This window comes from Paractinoplanes tereljensis (assembly GCF_016862435.1).
GTDB lineage: Bacteria > Actinomycetota > Actinomycetes > Mycobacteriales > Micromonosporaceae > Actinoplanes > Actinoplanes tereljensis.
In genome coordinates, this window is the sequence record NZ_BOMY01000033.1 from 98,365 (window position 1) to 117,581 (window position 19,217).

At 70.2% G+C, this 19,217-nt stretch carries 16 protein-coding genes; 5 read left to right on the forward strand and 11 right to left on the reverse strand.

Going from position 1 to position 19,217, the window contains the following annotated elements; translation table 11 throughout:
• Positions 1 to 16 precede the first annotated feature (16 nt).
• The 7 genes from Ate02nite_RS49495 to Ate02nite_RS23285 all read right to left on the reverse strand — a co-directional run bounded on the left by Ate02nite_RS49495 (position 17) and on the right by Ate02nite_RS23285 (position 9,641).
• Positions 17 to 2,422, reverse strand: a complete 2,406-nt coding sequence (locus Ate02nite_RS49495) for an FtsX-like permease family protein (protein WP_203808989.1) — start codon at positions 2,420 to 2,422, stop codon at positions 17 to 19.
• Positions 2,419 to 3,132, reverse strand: a complete 714-nt coding sequence (locus Ate02nite_RS23260) for an ABC transporter ATP-binding protein (RefSeq protein ID WP_203808991.1) — start codon at positions 3,130 to 3,132, stop codon at positions 2,419 to 2,421. The genes Ate02nite_RS49495 and Ate02nite_RS23260 overlap by 4 nt, the downstream gene beginning before the upstream one ends.
• On the reverse strand, positions 3,129 to 3,707 hold the full coding sequence (locus tag Ate02nite_RS23265; RefSeq protein ID WP_203808993.1) for a PadR family transcriptional regulator: 579 nt from the start codon (positions 3,705 to 3,707) through the stop codon (positions 3,129 to 3,131). Before Ate02nite_RS23265 ends, Ate02nite_RS23260 begins: the two co-directional genes overlap by 4 nt.
• Before the next feature lie 67 nt (positions 3,708 to 3,774).
• Complete coding sequence (locus tag Ate02nite_RS23270) at positions 3,775 to 4,599, reverse strand: carbohydrate ABC transporter permease (protein ID WP_203808995.1); 825 nt, start codon at positions 4,597 to 4,599, stop codon at positions 3,775 to 3,777.
• Complete coding sequence (locus Ate02nite_RS23275; protein WP_203808997.1) at positions 4,599 to 5,522, reverse strand: carbohydrate ABC transporter permease; 924 nt, start codon at positions 5,520 to 5,522, stop codon at positions 4,599 to 4,601. Before Ate02nite_RS23275 ends, Ate02nite_RS23270 begins: the two co-directional genes overlap by 1 nt.
• A gap of 9 nt (positions 5,523 to 5,531) precedes the next feature.
• On the reverse strand, positions 5,532 to 6,848 hold the full coding sequence (locus Ate02nite_RS23280) for an ABC transporter substrate-binding protein (protein WP_203808999.1): 1,317 nt from the start codon (positions 6,846 to 6,848) through the stop codon (positions 5,532 to 5,534).
• 27 nt (positions 6,849 to 6,875) lie between these two features.
• Positions 6,876 to 9,641: an alpha-L-rhamnosidase gene (locus tag Ate02nite_RS23285; RefSeq protein ID WP_203809001.1), complete on the reverse strand. Its 2,766-nt coding sequence runs from the start codon at positions 9,639 to 9,641 to the stop codon at positions 6,876 to 6,878.
• A gap of 176 nt (positions 9,642 to 9,817) precedes the next feature.
• Between Ate02nite_RS23285 and Ate02nite_RS23290 the strand changes: the two genes are divergently transcribed.
• Positions 9,818 to 10,696, forward strand: a complete 879-nt coding sequence (locus Ate02nite_RS23290; protein WP_203809003.1) for an AraC family transcriptional regulator — start codon at positions 9,818 to 9,820, stop codon at positions 10,694 to 10,696.
• Here the strand turns inward: Ate02nite_RS23290 and Ate02nite_RS23295 are convergent.
• A complete protein-coding gene (locus Ate02nite_RS23295) occupies positions 10,674 to 11,192 on the reverse strand; it encodes a uridine kinase family protein (RefSeq protein WP_203809005.1) in 519 nt (172 codons plus the stop codon). The two genes, Ate02nite_RS23290 and Ate02nite_RS23295, sit on opposite strands and share 23 nt — an antisense overlap.
• A 200-nt stretch (positions 11,193 to 11,392) precedes the next feature.
• Between Ate02nite_RS23295 and Ate02nite_RS23300 the strand changes: the two genes are divergently transcribed.
• The gene (locus Ate02nite_RS23300; protein WP_203809007.1) at positions 11,393 to 11,896 is read left to right on the forward strand and encodes a DinB family protein; all 504 of its coding nucleotides are present in this window, start codon (positions 11,393 to 11,395) and stop codon (positions 11,894 to 11,896) included.
• A gap of 21 nt (positions 11,897 to 11,917) precedes the next feature.
• Here Ate02nite_RS23300 and Ate02nite_RS23305 read toward each other — a convergent pair whose 3' ends face one another.
• Positions 11,918 to 12,199 carry a hypothetical protein gene (locus tag Ate02nite_RS23305; RefSeq protein ID WP_203809009.1) on the reverse strand — a complete coding sequence of 94 codons (282 nt, stop codon included), beginning with the start codon at positions 12,197 to 12,199 and terminating at the stop codon, positions 11,918 to 11,920.
• A gap of 198 nt (positions 12,200 to 12,397) precedes the next feature.
• Here Ate02nite_RS23305 and Ate02nite_RS23310 point away from each other — a divergent pair, with 198 nt between their 5' ends.
• Complete coding sequence (locus Ate02nite_RS23310; RefSeq protein ID WP_203809011.1) at positions 12,398 to 13,264, forward strand: hypothetical protein; 867 nt, start codon at positions 12,398 to 12,400, stop codon at positions 13,262 to 13,264.
• Positions 13,265 to 13,273: 9 nt separating this feature from the next.
• The gene (locus Ate02nite_RS23315; RefSeq protein ID WP_203809013.1) at positions 13,274 to 14,203 is read left to right on the forward strand and encodes a toll/interleukin-1 receptor domain-containing protein; all 930 of its coding nucleotides are present in this window, start codon (positions 13,274 to 13,276) and stop codon (positions 14,201 to 14,203) included.
• Here Ate02nite_RS23315 and Ate02nite_RS23320 read toward each other — a convergent pair.
• Complete coding sequence (locus Ate02nite_RS23320; protein WP_203809015.1) at positions 14,200 to 18,231, reverse strand: pentapeptide repeat-containing protein; 4,032 nt, start codon at positions 18,229 to 18,231, stop codon at positions 14,200 to 14,202. The two genes, Ate02nite_RS23315 and Ate02nite_RS23320, sit on opposite strands and share 4 nt — an antisense overlap.
• A gap of 161 nt (positions 18,232 to 18,392) precedes the next feature.
• Between Ate02nite_RS23320 and Ate02nite_RS23325 the strand changes: the two genes are divergently transcribed.
• On the forward strand, positions 18,393 to 18,830 hold the full coding sequence (locus tag Ate02nite_RS23325) for a nitroreductase family deazaflavin-dependent oxidoreductase (RefSeq protein ID WP_203809017.1): 438 nt from the start codon (positions 18,393 to 18,395) through the stop codon (positions 18,828 to 18,830).
• Here Ate02nite_RS23325 and Ate02nite_RS23330 read toward each other — a convergent pair.
• Positions 18,811 to 19,167 (reverse strand): MerR family transcriptional regulator, encoded by a 357-nt coding sequence (locus tag Ate02nite_RS23330; RefSeq protein ID WP_203809019.1) that lies wholly within the window; start codon positions 19,165 to 19,167, stop codon positions 18,811 to 18,813. The two genes, Ate02nite_RS23325 and Ate02nite_RS23330, sit on opposite strands and share 20 nt — an antisense overlap.
• Positions 19,168 to 19,217: the final 50 nt, after the last annotated feature.

The window sequence follows — 19,217 nt, forward strand, 5'->3', positions numbered from 1 at the left end:
ACCAGCACCACCCCCGTCAGTCCAGCGGTTGCCGGGCGATCACCCGAGCCTCCCGTCCGGCGAGCAACCAGCCGCCGGCGTACGCGACCAGGGGCAGGCCCACCAGGATCGCGGTCAGCTCGGGTATCGGTGGGTGGGCGAGCCAGTGCACCTCATGCCGGTACCAGGCCAGCAGGGCCAGGTAGACGCAGGCGGTGCCGATGACCGCACCGCCCAGGGCGAGTGCCCCGGCGGTGGCGGCGGTGATCGCCCGCCGGGTGCGCCGCCGGGCGCCGGCCGCGGTCAGGGTGCGCAGGTCGCGGGCGGTCTCGCTGCGGATCAGGCCGACCGTCATGGCGAGCACGCCGAGTGCGACCGCGACCCCGGACGTGGTGGCCCAGACCGCGAGCCGGGCCTCGTCGGCTCCGGTCGGGCGGGACTCGACGCCGAACCCGGCGGCGGCTGCGGACTGCTGGGCCCGGTCGATCTGGGCCGCGGTGAGCGCGCCGGGCGCCTGGAGCAGCCAGCCGACCGGCATCGCGGTCAGCCCCAGCCGGGTCAGTCCCTCTTCAGTGAGCAGCACGGTGGGTGTCGACGTGTAGTCGGGCAGGGCGGCCGGCTGCAGAACCGGGTCCCAGGCTCCGCGTTTGCGATGGATCAGGTCGTACCCGTCGAGGTTGGCCTTGCGGGTGAGCACGTCGGTGCCGGCGGCCGGACTCAGGCCGTAGTGCGTGCTCAGCTCGGGGGTGGCGACGAAGACCGGGACCGTCTTCTCGTCGCTGTACCCGGTCATGCCGGGGCGGCCGGGGGCCGGCTCCGGGATGCCCAGCACCACCACCGCCCGGCCGCCGTGGTCCAGCGGCATGTCGGCCATGGCGGCGCCGGTCAGGGTCAGCACGGATTCCGCGTGCAGCTCGGCGGCCAGCGCGTCTACCTGGGCCCGCTTGTCGGCGAGCTGGGCTGCGGTCAGGACGGGGATCGTCCCGTTCATCCGGTCCGGGGACAGCCAGACGATGACCTCGTTGGCCGGCACGTTGCCGCCGGTGGGCGCGGCCGCCTTCGCCACCGTGACGCCGGCGGTCAGGGCGATCGTGGCGGCGATGCCGACGGCCAGGCCGATCGCGGCCAGGGCCGCGCCGGACCGGGCGCGGTAGCGGGCCAGGTCGCGCAGCGCCAGCCGGGAGGCCAGCGGAAGGTGACTCGCGAGGGTGCCGATGGCGGCGACCGCGACCGGGGCGAGCAGCAGCAACGCGACCGCGGTGGCCAGGATGCCGATCAGGATCAGCCACTTCCGGCTGTGCTCGGACTGCCACAGGGCGGCCAGGCCGGCGACCAGCAGCATGGCGCCGAGGGCGGCGAACCGGTGGGCCGGGCGCGGCGGGGCCGGGCGCGCGGCCAGGGCGGCCACCACCGGGGTACGGGCGGCGGCGCGGGCCGGCCACCAGGCGGCGACGACGGCGGTCACGATGGCCATCCCGACCGCGACAAGCAGCGGGGTCCAGGGCAGCTGGAACCGGTCGATGCGGTGGGCGAGCGGCTCCTCGAGCCGGGGACTGAACGCGATCCAGGCCGCCACCCCCACGGCCGCGCCGGTCAGCGCGCCGGCGGCGCCGATGACCAGGCCGTCGGCCAGCAGGACGAGGCGTACGTGCCGGTGGCTCGCGCCGATCGCGCCGAGCATGCCGAGCGCGCGCAGCCGGCGCTGGGCCAGCACGGTGAAGCCGGCCGCGGCCATCAGCCCGGCGAACACCAGCCCGATGGTGGCTAACGCCAGCACCAGGATGCTGGAGGTGCCGGCGTCGCCGAAGCGGCCCTGGACCGAGGCGCCCGCCTGCGGATTCCCGAGGACCTTGTCCTCGGTCGAGCGCACCAGCACGTCGACGTGGTCCGGCTCGGCGACCTGCCCGAGGACGAACTCGTCGTGCAGGTCGAGCGGGTTCTCGACCAGGCCGGTCACGGTCCGCTGCTCCCAGGCGTCGCCGACGTGCAGCCCGAAGGCCTCCGCCACCTGGTCGGTGACGGCGACCTCGGTCGCACCCTGCGGCCACCGGCCCGCGTCGAGGCGGAGCATGGACCGCCCGTACGGGCCGGTGGGGTCCTGGTCGCGGCGGTCGAAGCCGCCGGTCGAGCCGGGCGCGGGGATCTTCGCGCCGTGCCGGATCACGTCGATCGTGCCGAACGTGGCGCGCAGGCCGTCGACCTGGTCGCCGGGCACGGTGAGGATGTAATTGGCGGTGCCGAAGCGGGACGCGTCGGACGGCGCGTTGGCGGCCACGCCGAGGCCGACGGTGGTGACCGCGACGGCGACCGCGAGCAGGCCGAGCACGATGGACTGCTGCCGCCACTCGCGGCGGAACATCCGCCAGGCCCAGCGCAGCACGGCCCGGCGGGCCGGCATCCCGCCGCCGGGCGCGGCCGGTTTCTCCAGCACGGCGACGCTCATCGCGGCAGCAGGGAGTCGGGGGTGGGCCGCGGCGCGGTGTGGTCGACCACCCGGCCGTCCCGGATGAACACCACCCGGTCGGCCCAGGAGGCCAGTTGGGCGTCGTGGGTCACCACGACCGCGCCGACGCCGCTCTTGCAGGCGTTGAGGATCATGCGCATCACCGCCTCGCCGGTGGCCGAGTCGAGGGCGCCGGTCGGCTCGTCGGCCAGCAGCAACCGGCGGTCGCCGACGACGGCCCGGGCGATCGCCACCCGCTGCCGTTCGCCGCCGGAGAGCTGGTCGGGGAACCGGGACGCCCGGTCGGCCAGGCCCAGTTCGTCGAGCACGTGCAGGCCGGCCGCGCGGGCCTTGCCGGCCGACATGCCGTCCAGTTCCAGCGGGAGCGCCACATTTTCGGCGGCGGTGAGGCCGGGCAGCAGGTTGAAGTCCTGGAAGACGTAGCCGATGGTGCGCCGCCGCAGCCGGGCCCGGTCGTCGCGGGACATCGAGGTGAGCGCCTGACCGGCCACCCGCACGCCGCCCGAGGTCGGAGTTTCCAGGGCGCCGGCGATGGTCAGCAGGGTGCTCTTGCCGGAGCCGCTCGGGCCCATCACGGCGACCATCCGGCCCGGCTCGACGGTCAGGTCGACCTCGCGCAGCGCGTGCACCTCGTCGGTGCCGTCCAGATAGGTCTTGGAGACCTCATGCAACTCCAGCACGGCACTCATCGGCGCACCCCGGTCCGGCGCCGGACGATCTGCGGGGCGGTTTCCCGTGGCGGAGAGGCCGGGGCTCGCTTGAGGCGGCCGTCCGCGGTGTCCAGCCAGCGCACCAGCGAGTCCAACCGGTACAGCTCGGCGTCGACGACCAGGGCCAGGGCCAGGTCGACGTCGCCCTCCTCGTCCTTGAGCCGGGTCCACTGCTGCATCAGCTGGACCAGGTGCCGGCGGTGCACCTGGATGATCTCGGGCACGTCCGCGCCGGGCAGCCGGATCGCGATCAGGACTTTGATGACCAGCTCGTCGCGCGGCGGTGAGGACAGGTCGGGCGGCGTGCGCAGCCACGCGGCCAGTTCCTCGGTGCCGCCGTCGGTGATCCGGAAGCCCTTCTGCGGGCCGGCATCGGCCTCCGGGGAGTCGGACTCGACCAGGCGGTCGCGTTCGAGGCGCTGCAGGGTCGTGTAGACCTGGCCGACGTTCAGCGGCCACACCTCGCCGGTGCGCGACTCGAACTCCTCGCGCAGTTGCAGACCGTATTTCGGGCCCTCGCTGAGGAGGGCGAGCAGTGCGTGCCGGATGCTCATTCCCAGTATGATACTCGGTAGACCCAAGAGCCGCGGCCCGGGCACCGAGTGCCCGGACCGAGCGGTGTCAGCCCTTGACCGCGCCGGAGGTCATGCCGGCGACGATCTGCCGGTTGAAGAACAGGAACATGATCAGCGGCGGGATCGTGATCAGCAGGATGTTCATGAACAGCAGGTTGTACTGGGTGTTGTACTGGCTGGAGAAGTTGTAGAGGGTCAGCTGCACGGTGGCGTTCTGGTCGCCGGGCAGGAAGTACAGCGGGTTGGTGAAGTCGTTGAAGACGGCCACCGACTGCACCACGATCGACGTGACGATCACCGGCTTGAGCAGCGGCAGGATCACTCGGAAGAACAGCCGGGCGGGGCCGGCGCCGTCGATCACCGCGGCTTCGTCGAGCTCGCGGGGGATGGTGCCGATGAACGCCCGGAACAGCAGGATGACGAAGGCCAGCCCGAACGCGATCTCGACCAGGATCAGGCCGGGAAGCGTGCGGAACAGTCCGGCCTTCTGCAGCACCCAGATGGTCGGCACGACCGCGGGCGGGATGATCAGGCCGGCCAGCACGAACATGTTGATCAGGCCGTTCCACTTCGACCGCTTGCGCTGCAGGGTGAACGCGACCATTGCCCCGAACACCACCATCAGGGTCACGCTGGCGACGGTCAGGATGGTGCTGTTGATGAACGCGATGATCAGCATGTAGTCGCGGGCCTGCACCACGTCGATGAAGTTCTGCACGAAGCGGAACTGGGTCGGCCAGCTGAAGTCGAGCAGCGACGCCTCCTGTCGGGTCTTCATCGCGGTGAGCACGATGAAGGCGAACGGCACCAGGAACACCACGATCGACAGCACGATCGCGACGGCGCTGAGCGCGAAGTTCTTGCGCGGCATCAGAGCTCGACCTCCTTGCGGTTGAGGAACCGCGACAGCGGCAGGACGATCGCCGTGACCACCAGGAACAGCACGACGTTTCCGGCCGTGGACAGCCCGTAGAAGCCGGCCTGGTACTGCTTGTAGATCACCGAGGCGATCACGTCCGAGGTGAAGCCGGGCCCGCCCTTGGTCATCGCCCAGATCAGGTCGAACGACCGCAGCCCGCCGATCAGCGACAGGATGATGACGGTGACGGTGGCCGGCCGGGCCAGCGGGAGAACGATGTGCCGGAAGTTGTCCCAGGCCCCGGCCCCGTCCATCCGGGCCGCCTCGAAGTACTCCTGCGGGATCGACACGATGCCGGCGATGTAGATCAGGGTGGCCAGGCCGATGCCCTTCCAGACGTCGACCAACCCGACCGAGATCAGCGCCAGCGACGGATCGGTCAGCCAGCCCGGGCCGGTGATGCCGATCAGGTCCAGCGACTGGTTGATCAGGCCGCGTTCCGGGTTCATCAGCACCGTGAAGGTGAGCCCGACGCCGATCGTGGAGACCAGCACCGGGAAGAACACGACCGACCGCAGGTAACCCCGGCCGATGATCTGCGAGGTCAGCAGCATGGCCAGGCCCAGACCCAGGACGACCTTCAGGCCGGAGGTCAGCACCGCGTAGATCAGGGTGTGCCAGAGGCTGCTGACCAGCGCCGGCTCCTGGAAGAACGTCTTGTAGTTGTCGAAGCCGATGAACTTCGAGTCGAAGATGCTCCACCGGGTGAGGCTGAAGTAGAAGGCGATCACCGTTGGGACCAGGAAGAGCACCCCGTAGATCACGGCCGCCGGGAGATAGAACCAGTTGGTGTACGGGCTGTGGGCCCGTACCCGGCCCGCCGCGGACGCGTTCTCACGCGTACGGGCGGACCGGTGCACGGTGGTGGTTGCCACGATCAGTTCCTACCAGCCCTCGAGCCCGAGTTGCTGAGCCTGCTTCTTGACGTCCTCGTCGTAGAGCTTGGCGGCCGCGTCGGCCTTGCGGATGCCGGAGCCGACCTCGACGCAGATCTGCTCGAGCGCCGGGCCCTTGACCGGGGAGAGGAATTCCAGCGCCAGGCTGGAGCTGCCCGAGTCGATGTAGCCCTGCATGTCCTTGACCGCCTGCGGCACCTTGTCACCGACGGTGCAGCCCTTGACCGCGTACGGCCCGGTGGGGGTCGACGCCGTGGTCTGCGAGTTGCAGCCGTCGACGCTGGCGATGTAGGCGAGGAACTTCTTGGCCGCCTCGAGCTTCGCGCCGGTGGTGCTGCTCGGGATGTAGACGCCGTTCGGGCTCCACACGGTCAGCTTGTTCTGCGACGCGTCGGTGCCGGGGATCGGGAACAGTCCGACCTTGTCCTCGGTGCCCGGGTTGTCGGCGATCAGCTGGCTGACCATCGCGGACAGGATCGGGTACTGAGCGCCCTTGCCGGTGGCCAGGTAGCGCAGGCCGTCGGTGAGCTTGGCCGAGGCGAAGTCCTTGTTCTCGTAACCCTTGTCGTGCACGTCCTGCAGGTGCTGGAAGCCGGCCAGCGCGGCCGGGGTGGTGGCGTACTTGGCCTGGTTCTTCGTGTACTTGTCGGCCCACTGCGGGTCGGCGGTGTTCACGTTGGCGTAGTCACCGAGGATGAACAGCTGCGACGTCCACGTCTCGCCGTAGGTCTGGATCACCGGATCCACCCCGCCGGCCTTGATCTTGGAGTTGTTGGCCATGAAGTCGTCCCAGGTCTTGGGGATCTGCAGGCCGAGCTTGGCGTACACGTCCTTGTTGTAGAGGATCGCGCCGGCCATGAAGCCGCCCCACGGTACGCCGTAGATCTTGCCGTTCGAGGTGACCGTGGTGGTGAAGTTCTTGTCCAGGTTGCCGATGTTCTCGGTGTCGCCGAGCGGTGCCAGGTTCTTCTCCGGCGCCAGGGCCTGGAACAGCGAGCCCGAGTTGTACATGAACACGTCGCTCATGTCGCCGGTCGACAGTCGCGTCTTGATCAGGTTGTCCCCGTCCGTACCCTGCGGCCGGGTTTCGGTCTTGATCGTGATGTTCGGGTTTTTCGCGGTGAAGTCCTTGACCAGCTGGTCGCCGATCTTCGCCGTCTCCGACCCGTTGTCGTACAGGAACGAGATGGTGACCTTGCCGTCGCCGCCCGAGTCGTCACTGCTGCCGAGGCTGCCCGCGCTGCACGCGGTCAGGGCCATCGAGGCGGTGGCGAGCAGGGCGATCGCTATGTGTCGTGTTCTCATTCGGGTCCTCCGAGGGGAAGAGAGGGATTATGCGTTTTCCAGGAGGGTGCGGAAGCGATCGGCGCCGGGAATGAACCCGTCGGCGGTCGCGGCGTCGACGATCTGCGTCGCCGGCGCGTCGAGGAAAGGCTTGAGCCGGTCGGCCAGGGCGGCCTCGTCGGCCGCCACGCCCGCCTCGGCCGCGGCCGAGACGATGCGATCCCAGCTGGGCTGGTGGTCCATCAACTGCCGGATGCTGGGCTCGGCGGCCGGTTGCTCCTCTTGCGCGTACGGGTCGGGAAGCGTCCAGTGGTGCCGCCCATGGCGTACCTCGATGGTCTGGTCCTGACCGGGGAGGGTGACCACCGCGGTAGCGCCCACCGGAACGGTGAGATCGAGTTGCAGCTCGCCGCCTTCGCGCTGCCAGGCGACCTCGGCCTCGCCGTACGGCGTGAGGTGGCGGGCTGCGGCCCGGGTCAACGCCCGGCCGGGCAGCGGCCGCACCTCGATGAGCTGGTAACCGGGGGCGCCGGGGGCGAGGCCGGCGACCCGCCGGTGCAGCCAGTCGGCGACCGCGCCGAGCGCGTAGTGGTTGAACGAGGTCATCTCGCCCGGGTTGATGCTCCCGTCCGGGAGCATGCTGTCCCAGCGCTCCCAGACCGTGGTGGCGCCCATCGTCACCGGGTAGAGCCAGGACGGGCAGCCGGTCTGCAGCAGCAGCCGGTAGGCCAGCTCGGGGTAACCGGCGTCGGTCAGTGCGTCGGTCATCAGCGGGGTGCCGACGAAGCCGGTGCTGATCCGGAAGCCGGCCGTGCGCACCAGGTCGGCGAGCCGGTCCCCGGCGTGCCGGCGCTGCTCCGCATCCGGGAGAAGAGCCCACTGCAGAGCCAGGGCGTACGTGGTGGCCGCGTCGCTGAGCACCCGGCCGTCCGGGGTGACGTACTCACGGGCGAACGCGTCCCGGACCTTCGCGGCCAGCTCGGCGTATTCCCGGGTGGTGTCGGCGTCGCCGGCCACCTCGGCCGCCAGGGCCACCACCTCGGCCGAGCGGGCCAGGTGGGCGGTGGCGATGACGTCCGGGTCGGCCTTGGCCCGGAACGGGTCGGCCGGCGGGGCGGTCGGGTCGAGCCAGTCACCGAACTGGAAACCGCCGGCCCAGAGCAGGTTCTGCCCGGCCAGGGCGGCCATCTTGTCGACCCACAGCCGCATGCTGGGCAGCTGCCGCTCCAGCAGGTCGCGGTCGCCGGTGCGCTGGTAGATCACCCAGGGCACGATGGTGGCGGCGTCGCCCCAGGCGGCGGTGGCCGGGCCGGGGCGGCGGATCACGTCCGGGATGACGTACGGGACCGAGCCGTCCTTGTACTGCTCGGCGGCCAGGTCGGCGAGCCAGCTGCCGAGGAAGCCGGCGGTGTCGAACAGGAAGCTGGCGGTGGGGGAGAAGACCTGGATGTCGCCGGTCCAGCCGAGTCGTTCGTCGCGCTGCGGGCAGTCGGTGGGTACGTCGACGAAGTTGCCGCGCATGCCCCAGACCACGTTGTCGTGGAACTTGTTGAGCAGCTCGTGGTCGGAGTCGAACCAGCCGGTGCGGCGCAGGTCGGAGCCGACGACGACGGCCTCGATGTCTTCGGTTGCCAGGTCGTCGACGCCGGTGACCTCGGCGTAGCGGAAGCCGTGGAACGTCAGCTCCGGTTCCAGGGTGGCCTCCTCGCCGACGATCCAGGTGTCCGTCGCGTCGGCCGTGCGCAGTGGCCGTACGCCCAGCTCGCCGTCCTCCAGGACCTCGGCGTGCCGGACGGTGATTTGTCCGGCATTTCGGACCTTGAGCCGCACCCAGCCCACCACGTTCTGGCCGAAGTCGACGAGGGTTTTGCCGCTGGGCGAAGTCGTCACGCTCTGGGCCGGGACCACCTCGGTGATCCGGACCGGCGGGCCGTCCGGCGCGACCAGCAGGGACAGGTCGGCGTCCAGGACGTCCACCGGGGTCGGCTCGCCCTCGGCCCGGGTGAGGTCGGTGCGCTGGCCGTTGTAGAGGTCGTCGGCGACGATCCGGCTCTCCCGGGCGGTCCACTCGCCGTCGGTGTTCAGCACGTGCGTGCTGCCGTCGGCCAGGGTGACCTCCAACTGGGCCAGGGCGGCGATCCGGTCGCCGTAGATCGCGCGGCGGCCCTGGAAGCCGAGCCGGCCGCGGAACCAGCCGTTGCCGAGCAGGATCTCCAGGTCGTTGTGGCCTTCGTGCAGCAGGGCGGTGACGTCGTGGGTCTGGTAGCGCAGCCGGTGCCGGTAGGCGGTCCAGCCCGGGGCGAGCTGCTCGTCGCCGACCCGCTCGCCGTTGATCCGGGCCACGTAGAGGCCGTGCGCGGTGGCGTAGAGCCGGGCCTGGACGACCTCGCCGGGCAGGTCGATCGCGCCCGACACGATCGGGGCCGGGGCTTCCAGGCCGGCGATGTCGCGGGGGCTGACGAACCGGGCGGTCCAGTCGGAGGTGTTCAGCAGGCCGGCCTCGGCGACCGCGGGCTCGCTCCACTCGCTCCAGGTGGTGGCGTCGCCGACGCGTACCCGTACGCTCACCGACTCGCGGGCCGTGAGCGGCGCGCCCGGCCAGGCCACCAGGATCTGTTCGCCGCCGCCGACGGCGTGGTTCTCGGTGGTGTTGCCGCGGGTCACCGCCAGCTCGTATCGTGCCTGGCTGTAGTCGTCCGGGGCCGCCGTGACCTGCCAGGACAGGCGCGGCGTGGCCGTGCCGAGACCCAGCACCGGGCGACCGGCGGGGTGGTGTTCGAAGCGGAGGGCGGACGGGGCGGCGAGCTCAGGCATGACACTCCATCGAGGTGAAACGATTCAAGAACACTTGCAAGAACGCGGGTCACAATGTTTCGGCTTGATGGCGAAGACGTTTCGCTTGCACCGATCCTGCGGTGTGGCCCACGCCACTAAATAGCCCGAGGTTCACCGGACCTAGCACGAAATTCACCTTGGCCGTACGGTGAGGCATGGACGAGTTCCCCGTCGAGAACACCCGCACGCTGCTCCATTTCATCGACGGGTCACTGGCGTTCGCAGGCCACTACCTGCACGAAGACACCCATCCGATCCACACGCACAGCTTCGTGGAGATCGCCGTGGTGATGGGCGGATCCGGGGCGCAGCGCAGTTTGGCCGGCCGCCAGGTGCTGAACGTCGGGGACGTGTTGCTCTTGCGGCCGGGCGTCTGGCACGGCTACGAGGACTGCCGCGCGCTCGATCTCTACAACTGCTGTTTCTCGCCCGAGTTACTGCGCAACGAGCTGGCCTGGACCCGCGAGGACCCGCAGCTCGGGCACCTGTTGTGGACCGGCCCGTACGCCGAACAGCGCCGCGGCATCCTCACCGGGCATCTCTCCGGCGACGCGTTCGCTGCCTGCCTCACCCATCTCGAAGCGCTGCACGACCTGCGCGGCGCCCCGGTGGCCACGCATCGCGGCGACCTGGTCGGGCGGCTCACGCTCTTCCTGTCCGGTCTGGCCCGGGCACTGGTCGCGGTCTCGCCCGGCGCCGCCCACCACGCGGTGCTGGAGGCGATGCGGATGATGGAGGAGCGGCCCGCCTACCAGTGGACGCTCACCGAGCTGGCGGCCGGGTTGCACGTCGCCCCCGGCTATCTGGTGCGACTGTTCAAGGGAGCGACCGGCCTGCCCCCGATGGCCTATCTCTCCCGGCACCGCGTAGAGCTGGCCGCCACCCGCCTGCTGCACACCGACCAGCCGATCAGCCGCATCGGCGAATCGGTCGGCTGGCCCGACCAGAACTACTTCGCCCGCCGCTTCAAGTCGCACTACGGGTTGAGCGCGTCCACCTACCGCGCCCGCTTCACGAAGTCGGTGAAGACCTGAGCCGCCTCTTCGTGATCGCCTGCCAGATCACTGCGGCCAGCTGCTCGGCCGGGCTTTCGGTGCTGACCACCAGGTCGGCGATCTGCCGGGCCGGTTCCACGTGCCGTTCGTGGGCGGCGCGGCGGTAGGTGACGTAGTTCGTCAGCAGCAGGTCGAGCTCGGTCTCGCCCTCGACGCACTGCCGCCGGATCTTGCGGGCCAGCCGCAGATCGGCCGGCAGATCGGCGAACACGTCGAACCGCGCCCCCGGTTTGGCCGCCACCCCGACCCGGAACGCGAACATCCCCTCGGCCACCACGACGGCCTGGCTCGCCAGCGCGCCGGCCACATCCGCGTCGAGGTTCGCGAAGTCCACCGAACTCGGATCCCCGACATCCCGGGCTTCGTGGCAATAGTCGTCCAGGTGCAGAACGACCACGCCGTTCCGCTGCCCCGCCAGGGCCGTGGCCAGGGTGGTCTTGCCCGCACCCGCCCCGCCGGAGATCGTCACCAGCACGCCCGCGCCCCCCGATCCACCGCGACCGATCGATCATCCCCGGCCCCCGCAACCCGGTGCGATTTCGTGACCAAATGGCCGCCCGGTTAACCACCCGGCAACATTGACGCGCATGCAGGATGCAATCTATGTTCTGGATCTCCGGCGGTGGCGGCGATTCCTTCGCCGTCGCCACCGCCGGTCCAAAGCACAATGCCGGGATGACTTTCCCGTCCCCGACGATCCCCGCCGCCGGCCGCGCCGAGGTCTTCCTCGGCTACCTGGACTACTTCCGCGAGACCGTGCTGGCCAAGGCGACCTCCCTCCCGCCGGACGCGCTACGGAGCAGCCGGCTGCCGTCCGGTTGGACCCCACTGGAGCTGCTGAAACACCTGCGGTACGTCGAGCTGCGCTGGATCGCGTGGGGCTTCGAGGGCAGCCCGGTCCCGTCCCCATGGGGCGACCGCCAGGACGACCGCTGGCACGTAACCCCCGACGAGACCCTCGCGGTGCTGACGGCCGAGCTGCGCACGCAGGGCGCCCACACGACGGCCGTAGTCTCCCGGACCGACCTCGATGCGGTCGGCGCCCCCGGACCGCGGTGGGACGGCGCCGACCCCGCCACCCTGGAGCGGGTCCTGTTCCACCTAGTGCAGGAATACGCCCGCCACGCCGGCCACCTGGACATCGTCGCCGAACTCTCCGGCGGCCCAATCGGCGAGTAGCAAATTGTTGCGGTGGGCAGGTCAGGACAGGACCACACAAGCCACAATCCAGGCGAGCTCCAGGACGACCAGCGCCGCACCGGCGATCCGCCCCCGCCGGGCGATCCGGCGATAGTCGGGATGCCGCCCGCGGCCGGGATCGCCGGCCGCCGGCAGGTCGGCGGGAAGCCTGCCCATCCAGAACAACGGCAACGCCCCCACCGCGAAGCCGCCGCCGCCGAGCAGCAGCTGTCCCGAGGACGGCCCGGCGATGCCCGCGAAGACCAGGAAAGACCCCAGCGCCGGCAGGACCCGCCGAGTCATCGCCTCCCGACGCCAAACCGGCGGAAACATCCAGAACAAGGTGGCAGCCAGCAGCGCAGCTCCACCGATCCCGATGACCCACGCCAGCCACACCGGCATGCCCTCGGGACTCAACGGAGCCGACGCGGAATCGAACATCGATTGTGGAGCCTAACGAACCCCGCGAATCCGTCCCGGTCAACGCACTAACCTGACCTGATGACCGTGCTGGACTGGCTGCTGGGCGGGGACGTCGCGATTCGCTGGCAGGCATCGGAGTCGCTGTCGGGGGAACAGGAGCTTGTTGCCACCTCGGGGTGGGGGGCTCGGCTGCTGGCCGCGCAGGACTGGAGCGGTGGCGCGTTCCTTCCCCGGGAGGGCTGGGATCGGGACGTGGAGCCGCAGCCGTGGACCGGAGTCGAGTCGACGCTCACGCTGTTGCGGCAGTTCGGGGCGCTGCTGCCGGCGGAGCTCGTCGAGCGGATCGCGCAGGGGTGCCGGTGGGAGAACGACAACCAGCCGTTCTTCGACGGGGAGACCGAGCCGTGCATCAACGGGCGGGTCGTCGGGCTCGGTGTCTACTTCGGGCGGGACGTCTCGGCGATCGTCGGGCGGCTGCTGGGCGAGCAGCTCGATGACGGTGGCTGGAACTGCTGGGGCTCGCCCCGCTCCTCGTTCGACACGACGATCAACGTCCTTGAAGGCCTTCAGGCGTACGAGCAAATGCTGGACGCCTGGCCGGAGCTGACCGAGGCCCGCCGCCGAGGCGAGGAATTTCTTCTCGAACGTCGCCTGCTGCGCCGCCGGTCCACCGGCGAGATCGTCGATCCGGGTTATCTGCGGTTGTCGTTTCCGGTGCGCTGGCACTACGACGTGCTGCGTGGCCTGGAGTATTTCCGGGGCCGAGACGACCCGCGGCTGGACGAGGCCCGGCAGGTGCTGCGGGACAAGCGGCAGCCCGACGGCACCTGGCTGCTGGAACACACCCACCCCGGCAAGGTCCACTTCCAGATGGAGGAGGAGGGCCGGCCGAGCCGCTGGAACACCCTGCGAGCGCTACGCGCCCTGGGTGCGGGCACTGACTAGGCTCGGTGGATGGCGCAAGCGTTTCTCAGCTACTCCAGCCAGGACTCGGAGATGGCCGGCCGCCTGGTCACCGACCTGCGCAAGGCCGGCCTGCAGATCTGGTACGACGCGGACATCCTGGCCGGTCAGCGCTGGGAGCCGCTGATCGCCGACCAGCTGGAACGGGCCGATGCGGTGATCGTGCTGATCAGCCCGGCCAGCCTGGTGTCCAAGTGGGTGCGGCACGAGTGGGACACCGCGCTGGGCCGCTCGGCCCGGGTGATCCCGGTCCTGGTCAACGGCGTCACCACCGGCGAACTGCCGGAGGAGTTGCACCAGCTGCAGGCGGTCCGCCTCACTGAGGAGGACTACTTCCGGGGGCTGCGCCGCCTGGTCGATTCGGTCAACGCGCTGGGCGCGTCGACCGCCCTGCCGCCGCCGACCGCGGGAGTCGACGTGGAACGCCTGGTCGACGACGCCGTCTCGCGCATCGTGGAGCGCCTCGAATCGGCCGGCCCGGCCACCAGCTCCGTCCTCAGTGACAGTCCGCCGACGGTGACGAGTGAGCCGCGTGACGACGGCCTGGTCTTCGTCATCTGCTCGTTCGCCGAGGATATGACTCCGGCCTACGAGGCGATCGCGGAGGCCGCCAAGGCGGTCGGCCTGCGCGCCGAGCGGGTCAAGGACGTGCCGGGCGACTACCGGATCACCGACAAGATGCTCGCGATGATCCGCCAGGCCCGGCTGGTGGTCGCCGACCTGACGCTGGAGCGTCCCAACGTCTACTTCGAACTCGGCTACGCCCGTGCCCTCGGCCGCCAGGTGATCACCATCGCCCGCAAGGGCACGAAGGTCCACTTCGACGCCGCCGACTGGCCGTACATCTCCTACATCGACTCGCGGCCCCTGGAACGGCAGCTGGCGACCCGCTTCGAGTACGAACTCGGCATCGAGCGCTAGCGGCGGGCCGCCGACAGTTCCCGGAGCATCTCCTGCTCGTGCCGGCCGACTACGCCGTCGTAGCGGACCCCTCGGCAGCGGAATGTCACTTGGAGCTGCCGTACCGGCCCGGAGTCGTTGTCGTCCAGCGGCGCGAGGCAGATGCGCCGGTCCCGGCCGCCGCTGACCAGGCGGTCCTGCCCGAGGAAGCACACCGATTCGACCGGGCCGTCGTGCAGCCGGAGCCGGAGCGGCTCCGGCTGCGTGCGCCGCGCGACATTGACGTGGTGCACCAGAACCGCACCGTTCTCGTGGCCGGTGAGGATCTCGAATCCGGTCGCCGCGGATGCTCGAAGAGCCATGCAGCGGGCCCCGGTCAGCGTGGTCGACCAGGCTTGGCCGGGCGTGTGCAGGATCAGCTCCGATCGGGTGGCGACCGCGTACCCGATCTTGCCGTGGACGGCCCAGGCCACCGCGCCCGGGTGACGCAGCGTCGTGCTGTCGCCGGTCGCCGGGGCGAACCAGTGAACGGCACCGCCGTCCTCGACGATCAGGGCCATCTCCTTCTCGTACGCTGGGGAGCGATAGCGCGACTGGGTCTTGAAGAGCGAGACCGGCCGCCACTCGCCCTGCTCCTGGCCGAGGATCCCGATCTGGCCGTCGCCGGCCGCGCCCAGCACCTCCGGCGCGACGAACCACAGCCGTCCGGCCGGGAACGGCAGGGTGTGCAGCACGGTGTCGGTCGCCCGGTGTGCCGTCAGCCGCCACTCCCGGATCGTTCCGTCGTCGTACGCGGCGTAAACGCGATCGTCGCCGCGGGTGGTGATGGCGGTGACCGCCGCCGTTTCCTGCAATCGCACCCCGGTCAGGTCGGCATCGCGCAGGTCCGTCCCGGTCAGGTCGGCGTTGTCCAGCACGGCGGCACGCAGGGTGGAGCCGCGGAACGACTTGCCACCGAGGTCGGCGCCGGCCAGCGACGCGCCGTCGAGGTTCAGCCCGGCCCAGTCGTCGCCGGGCAGCTGACCGGTCGCGGCGACCAGCAACGACGCCGCGTTGGCGCCGGCCGCCGATCCGCCGATCCGGGACTCGTGGGCGATCCGTTCGAGCGTGGCACGCCCGGCGGGATCGGTGCGGCCGGCGAGGATCAGCGCGGTGAAGTGCAGGATCTCCGGTGCGAGCAGCCGGTCCCCGAGGACGTCGGCGGCCGGCGCCGGCCCGTCCGCGATGGCCTGCGCCACCGCCCGCGCGACGAAGTACTCGCGCATCGACCGGTGGAAGAAATCGACCGGCCAGCGCTCCTCGTCGTCGCCGGGCGCCCTCTTGAGCAACGACCGGATGCGGACCCGGGCTGCCGCGTCGGCCCGGACAGCCTCGTCGCCGTCGTGCATGCGCCACAGCAGTTGGGCGAACCCCTGGTTGGATCCGCCGGACCGCCCCAACCGCTGTTCGAAGTCCTTCAGATAGACGTACGGGACATTGCCGCGGTGGAGTGTGAGCGCGACGCTCTCCATGATTCTCAGCAGGTTGCCGACGATCTCGTCCGGCCGCACCAGCAGCCGTTCGTCCTCGAGCAGCTCCAGCTTGCGGTGCAGCGAGTTGGCCACGTAGGACTCGTACAGCAGATGCTCGTCGAACTCGGAGCCCGACAAGCGCGGCAGCATCTCCCGGATCATCTCGTAGTACAGCGGTTTGGTGGCCAGCCCGACCGGATCGTGCAATTCCTGCAGCCGATCGACGATCTGGCGGAGTTGGCGGTCGGCGGCACCCTGGCGCAGGGCCGAGATCACCTCGGCGCGCTCGATCGGCGCCAGCCGGAACACCGGTGGGCGTTCGATGCGCTCCAGCACCGCGCGCTGCACCTCCGCAGCGCCGAAGACGTGCGACCGGGAGGTGATCAGGACCTTGGACCGGCTGAATTCGTGGCAGCAGTCGCGCAGCAGGGTGACGTTGCGGGCGACCTGTGACCAGGACAGATCACCGGACATCTCGTCGAATCCGTCCAGGATGACCAGCGTGCGGTGTTCCTCGACGAGCCGGTTCCAGGACGCCAGGTCGGCACCGAGGTATTCGAGCCGCTGTCGCAGCAACTCCCGTCCGCTGCCGGCCGCGGTCAGCTCGCTCAGTGCCAGGCGGATCGGGATGAATCGCGATGCTCCGGCCTCGCACAGCCGCCGAGCCAGGTTGTAGGTGAAGAACGTCTTGCCGTCGCCGAAATCGCCGAGCAGCATCAGCGTCGGTGCCCGCTCCTCGTCCAGCCAGGCGTTGACGTGGTCGAGCAGCGTGCCGTCCAGCAGGGAGCCCGACTCGTTGAGGGCACGCACCGGCAGCTGCTGCCGGAACGAGGCGTCGAGGGTGGCCGGCACCTCGCCGACCATGCAGAGCCGGGCCGGACGGTCGAGGTACTCCTGCCAGACCGGCGGCAGACGGGGCCGGGCGGGGAGCATCGCGGCCAGGGCTGCTGGTGTCCCCACGTCGTCGCCGTCGATGGTTACCACGGTGAAGGGGTAGGCGCGGCGCTCGTTCCAGGCCAGGGCCTGTCGGCGGAGTGGCTCGGCGATCGCGCCCTGGGCGGCGGCCACGATCAGGTAATCGATGCCGTCCCGGATCAGCTCGGCCTCGCGGTTCATCAGCTTCGGGGCCACCTCGCTGATGCCCAGTCCGGCATAGCCGCTGTCGAAGATTACGTGGCACATCGCGGCACCGGTCCGGGCCCGTGCCCGGAACTCACCGGAACCGCGGAGGCTGACTTTCATGTCGAAAACGTGGTTCAGGGCGTCGGCCATCTGTCTGACTCGTTGGCCCATGGCATCCAGAACGGCTCGAACCACGGCTTCGTCACTATCGAGGGGGCGATCGGCCGGGACGAACGATTCAGCCGGTGGGCTGGCCGATTCGGCGGTCATGAGGTCGAGGTCGACTGTCCCGCGGTGGGCGGTGGTGCGGGCGCCCACACCACCGGTCAACCGCCGCCACAGGCCCGCGACGATGCCGCGGGCCGGGTCCGGCAGCGTGACGAAGCCGGTCTGTTGCGACAGGTCGGCGTCGTCGCGGGACACCCGCCGGGCGGTCTCCCAGTCGCCGTCCGCGATGGACGTTCGCAGGTCGGCCTCGGCCGAACTCCGCTCACGGTCGTCGGCTCGGCGCAGTGCGGCAGTCAGGTGGGCGACGGCGAACGGATCGTCGAGCAGCCCGGCCAGTGCCGGCCAGCCGCTCACGACGCGGATCGCCGCGCTCTGATCGCCCGCGAGCAGCCGCCGCAGTGCGGCGGGTGGAATGCGGTGGCGCGCGCCGACCACCGCGGCGATCTCGGACATCTGCTCGAAGCTGGGCGCTTCTCGCTGAACGAAGTCGCGGACGAACCCGACCGGGTCGTCCTCCAGCACCTCGTCGATGTCGGCGAGCAGGTCCGGGGCCTCGACGCCCGACCAGAAGGCGTTGCGGGCGATGACGGTGTGGTCCCCGTCGTGGGTCGGGTTGATCAGCCCGACCCCGCCGAACCGGACCCACTCGGAGACGGTGATCTCGCCGTTGTGGTCGAGATCGGCGGCACCGGTACGGAGTCCGGTCACCAGACACTCGGTGAGTGACGGCCGGACCGGACGGTCCGGGTCTTCGGCCTGCGACTCGAGGATGGCCACGCCCGGCGGAATCAAGAGGTCGGCGGACCAATCGACCGGCCCGCCGCAGCAGTCGAGGACCAGGACGTGCTGCACGCCCCGGGACTCCGGGCCCGGCAGGAAGGCATCCGGCCACAGCACAGCCGCCTGGTCGGACAACACCCGACCGAGTTGGAGGAGGGGAGCGCCATCCCAGTGCCCCGCGAGGTAGAGAAGAGAAAGGTCGCCGGGCCGCGCATCGCGGTGCGTCCGGGTGACTGCCTCGTCCAGTTCGTCCTGTCCCGGCGCGACCAGCATGGTGACGTCGAAGCCGCCGATCTTCGGATCCCGCAGGACAGTGGCCAGTTGGCCGACATCGACGTGTTTGGCACAGGCGTGCGACTCGCTCGGATATTGCCACCGCGCGACGGCCAGCAGCGCTCGCCGAGCCATCAGCCGGTCTGTTGATCGCCGTGCGTCACCATGGAGCGACCTTACGGCGAGCCGGGCAGGACGGTCAGGTTGTAGCTCGCCCCGGTCGAGTGACAAAACAGGCCGTTGACCACGGCGGTGCTGACCTCGCTGCGGTGCGGGGTTTCTGAAAGAGTCGGTGCATGACGTTCGATGCGCGTAACGGGACCCGTGGGGCTCGGCAGCCTGGCGGGCTGCTGTTGAAGCTGGCCAACAAGCTCACCATGGGCAAGATCCGGCGCAAGGCCGGCAGCCTGCTCATCCTCACCACGGTCGGCCGCAAGTCCGGTGAGGAGCGGCAAAGCCCGCTTCGCTGGTTCCCCGATCCGAGTGGCTGGCTGATCGTCGCGTCGGCCGGCGGCGGCTCGGCCAACCCGGCCTGGTACTACAACCTCAAGGCCAACCCGGACAAGGTCAAGGTCCAGATCGGTGAGGAGACCGCGGCGGTGACCGCCGAGCAGTTGCACGGGGAGGACTACGCGGCGGCCTGGCAGCTGATCACCGGCACGGCTGAGCAATTCGCCGGTTATCAGCAGAAGACCGACCGGGAGATTCCGGTGATCAGGCTGACGCGGGCGTGACCGAATACTGATCGACCAGGCCGGCGAGGATGTCGCGGGTCTGGTTCAAGCTTTCGATCTGGGCTGACACCCGGTCGAGTTCGCCGCGCAGGCGGCCGGCCAGCCACGGCGTGCGCAGTGACGCGTCGCTGATGCATGGCAGCACGTCGGCGATGGTGACGCTGTTCAGGCCGGCCGCCAGCAGCGACTGGATCAGCGTCACCCGCTCGACCGCGCCGGGCGGATAGATCCGCTGGCCGCCGCCGGTGCGGGTGGACGACAGCAGACCCTGCTCCTCGTAATAGCGCAGCGAGCGGGCCGAAGCCCCGGTCGCCGCCGACAAATCCCCGATCCGCATTGATGTCTCCCGCGCCACAAGCTGAGCAAAGCCCTTGAAGCTCACATCCA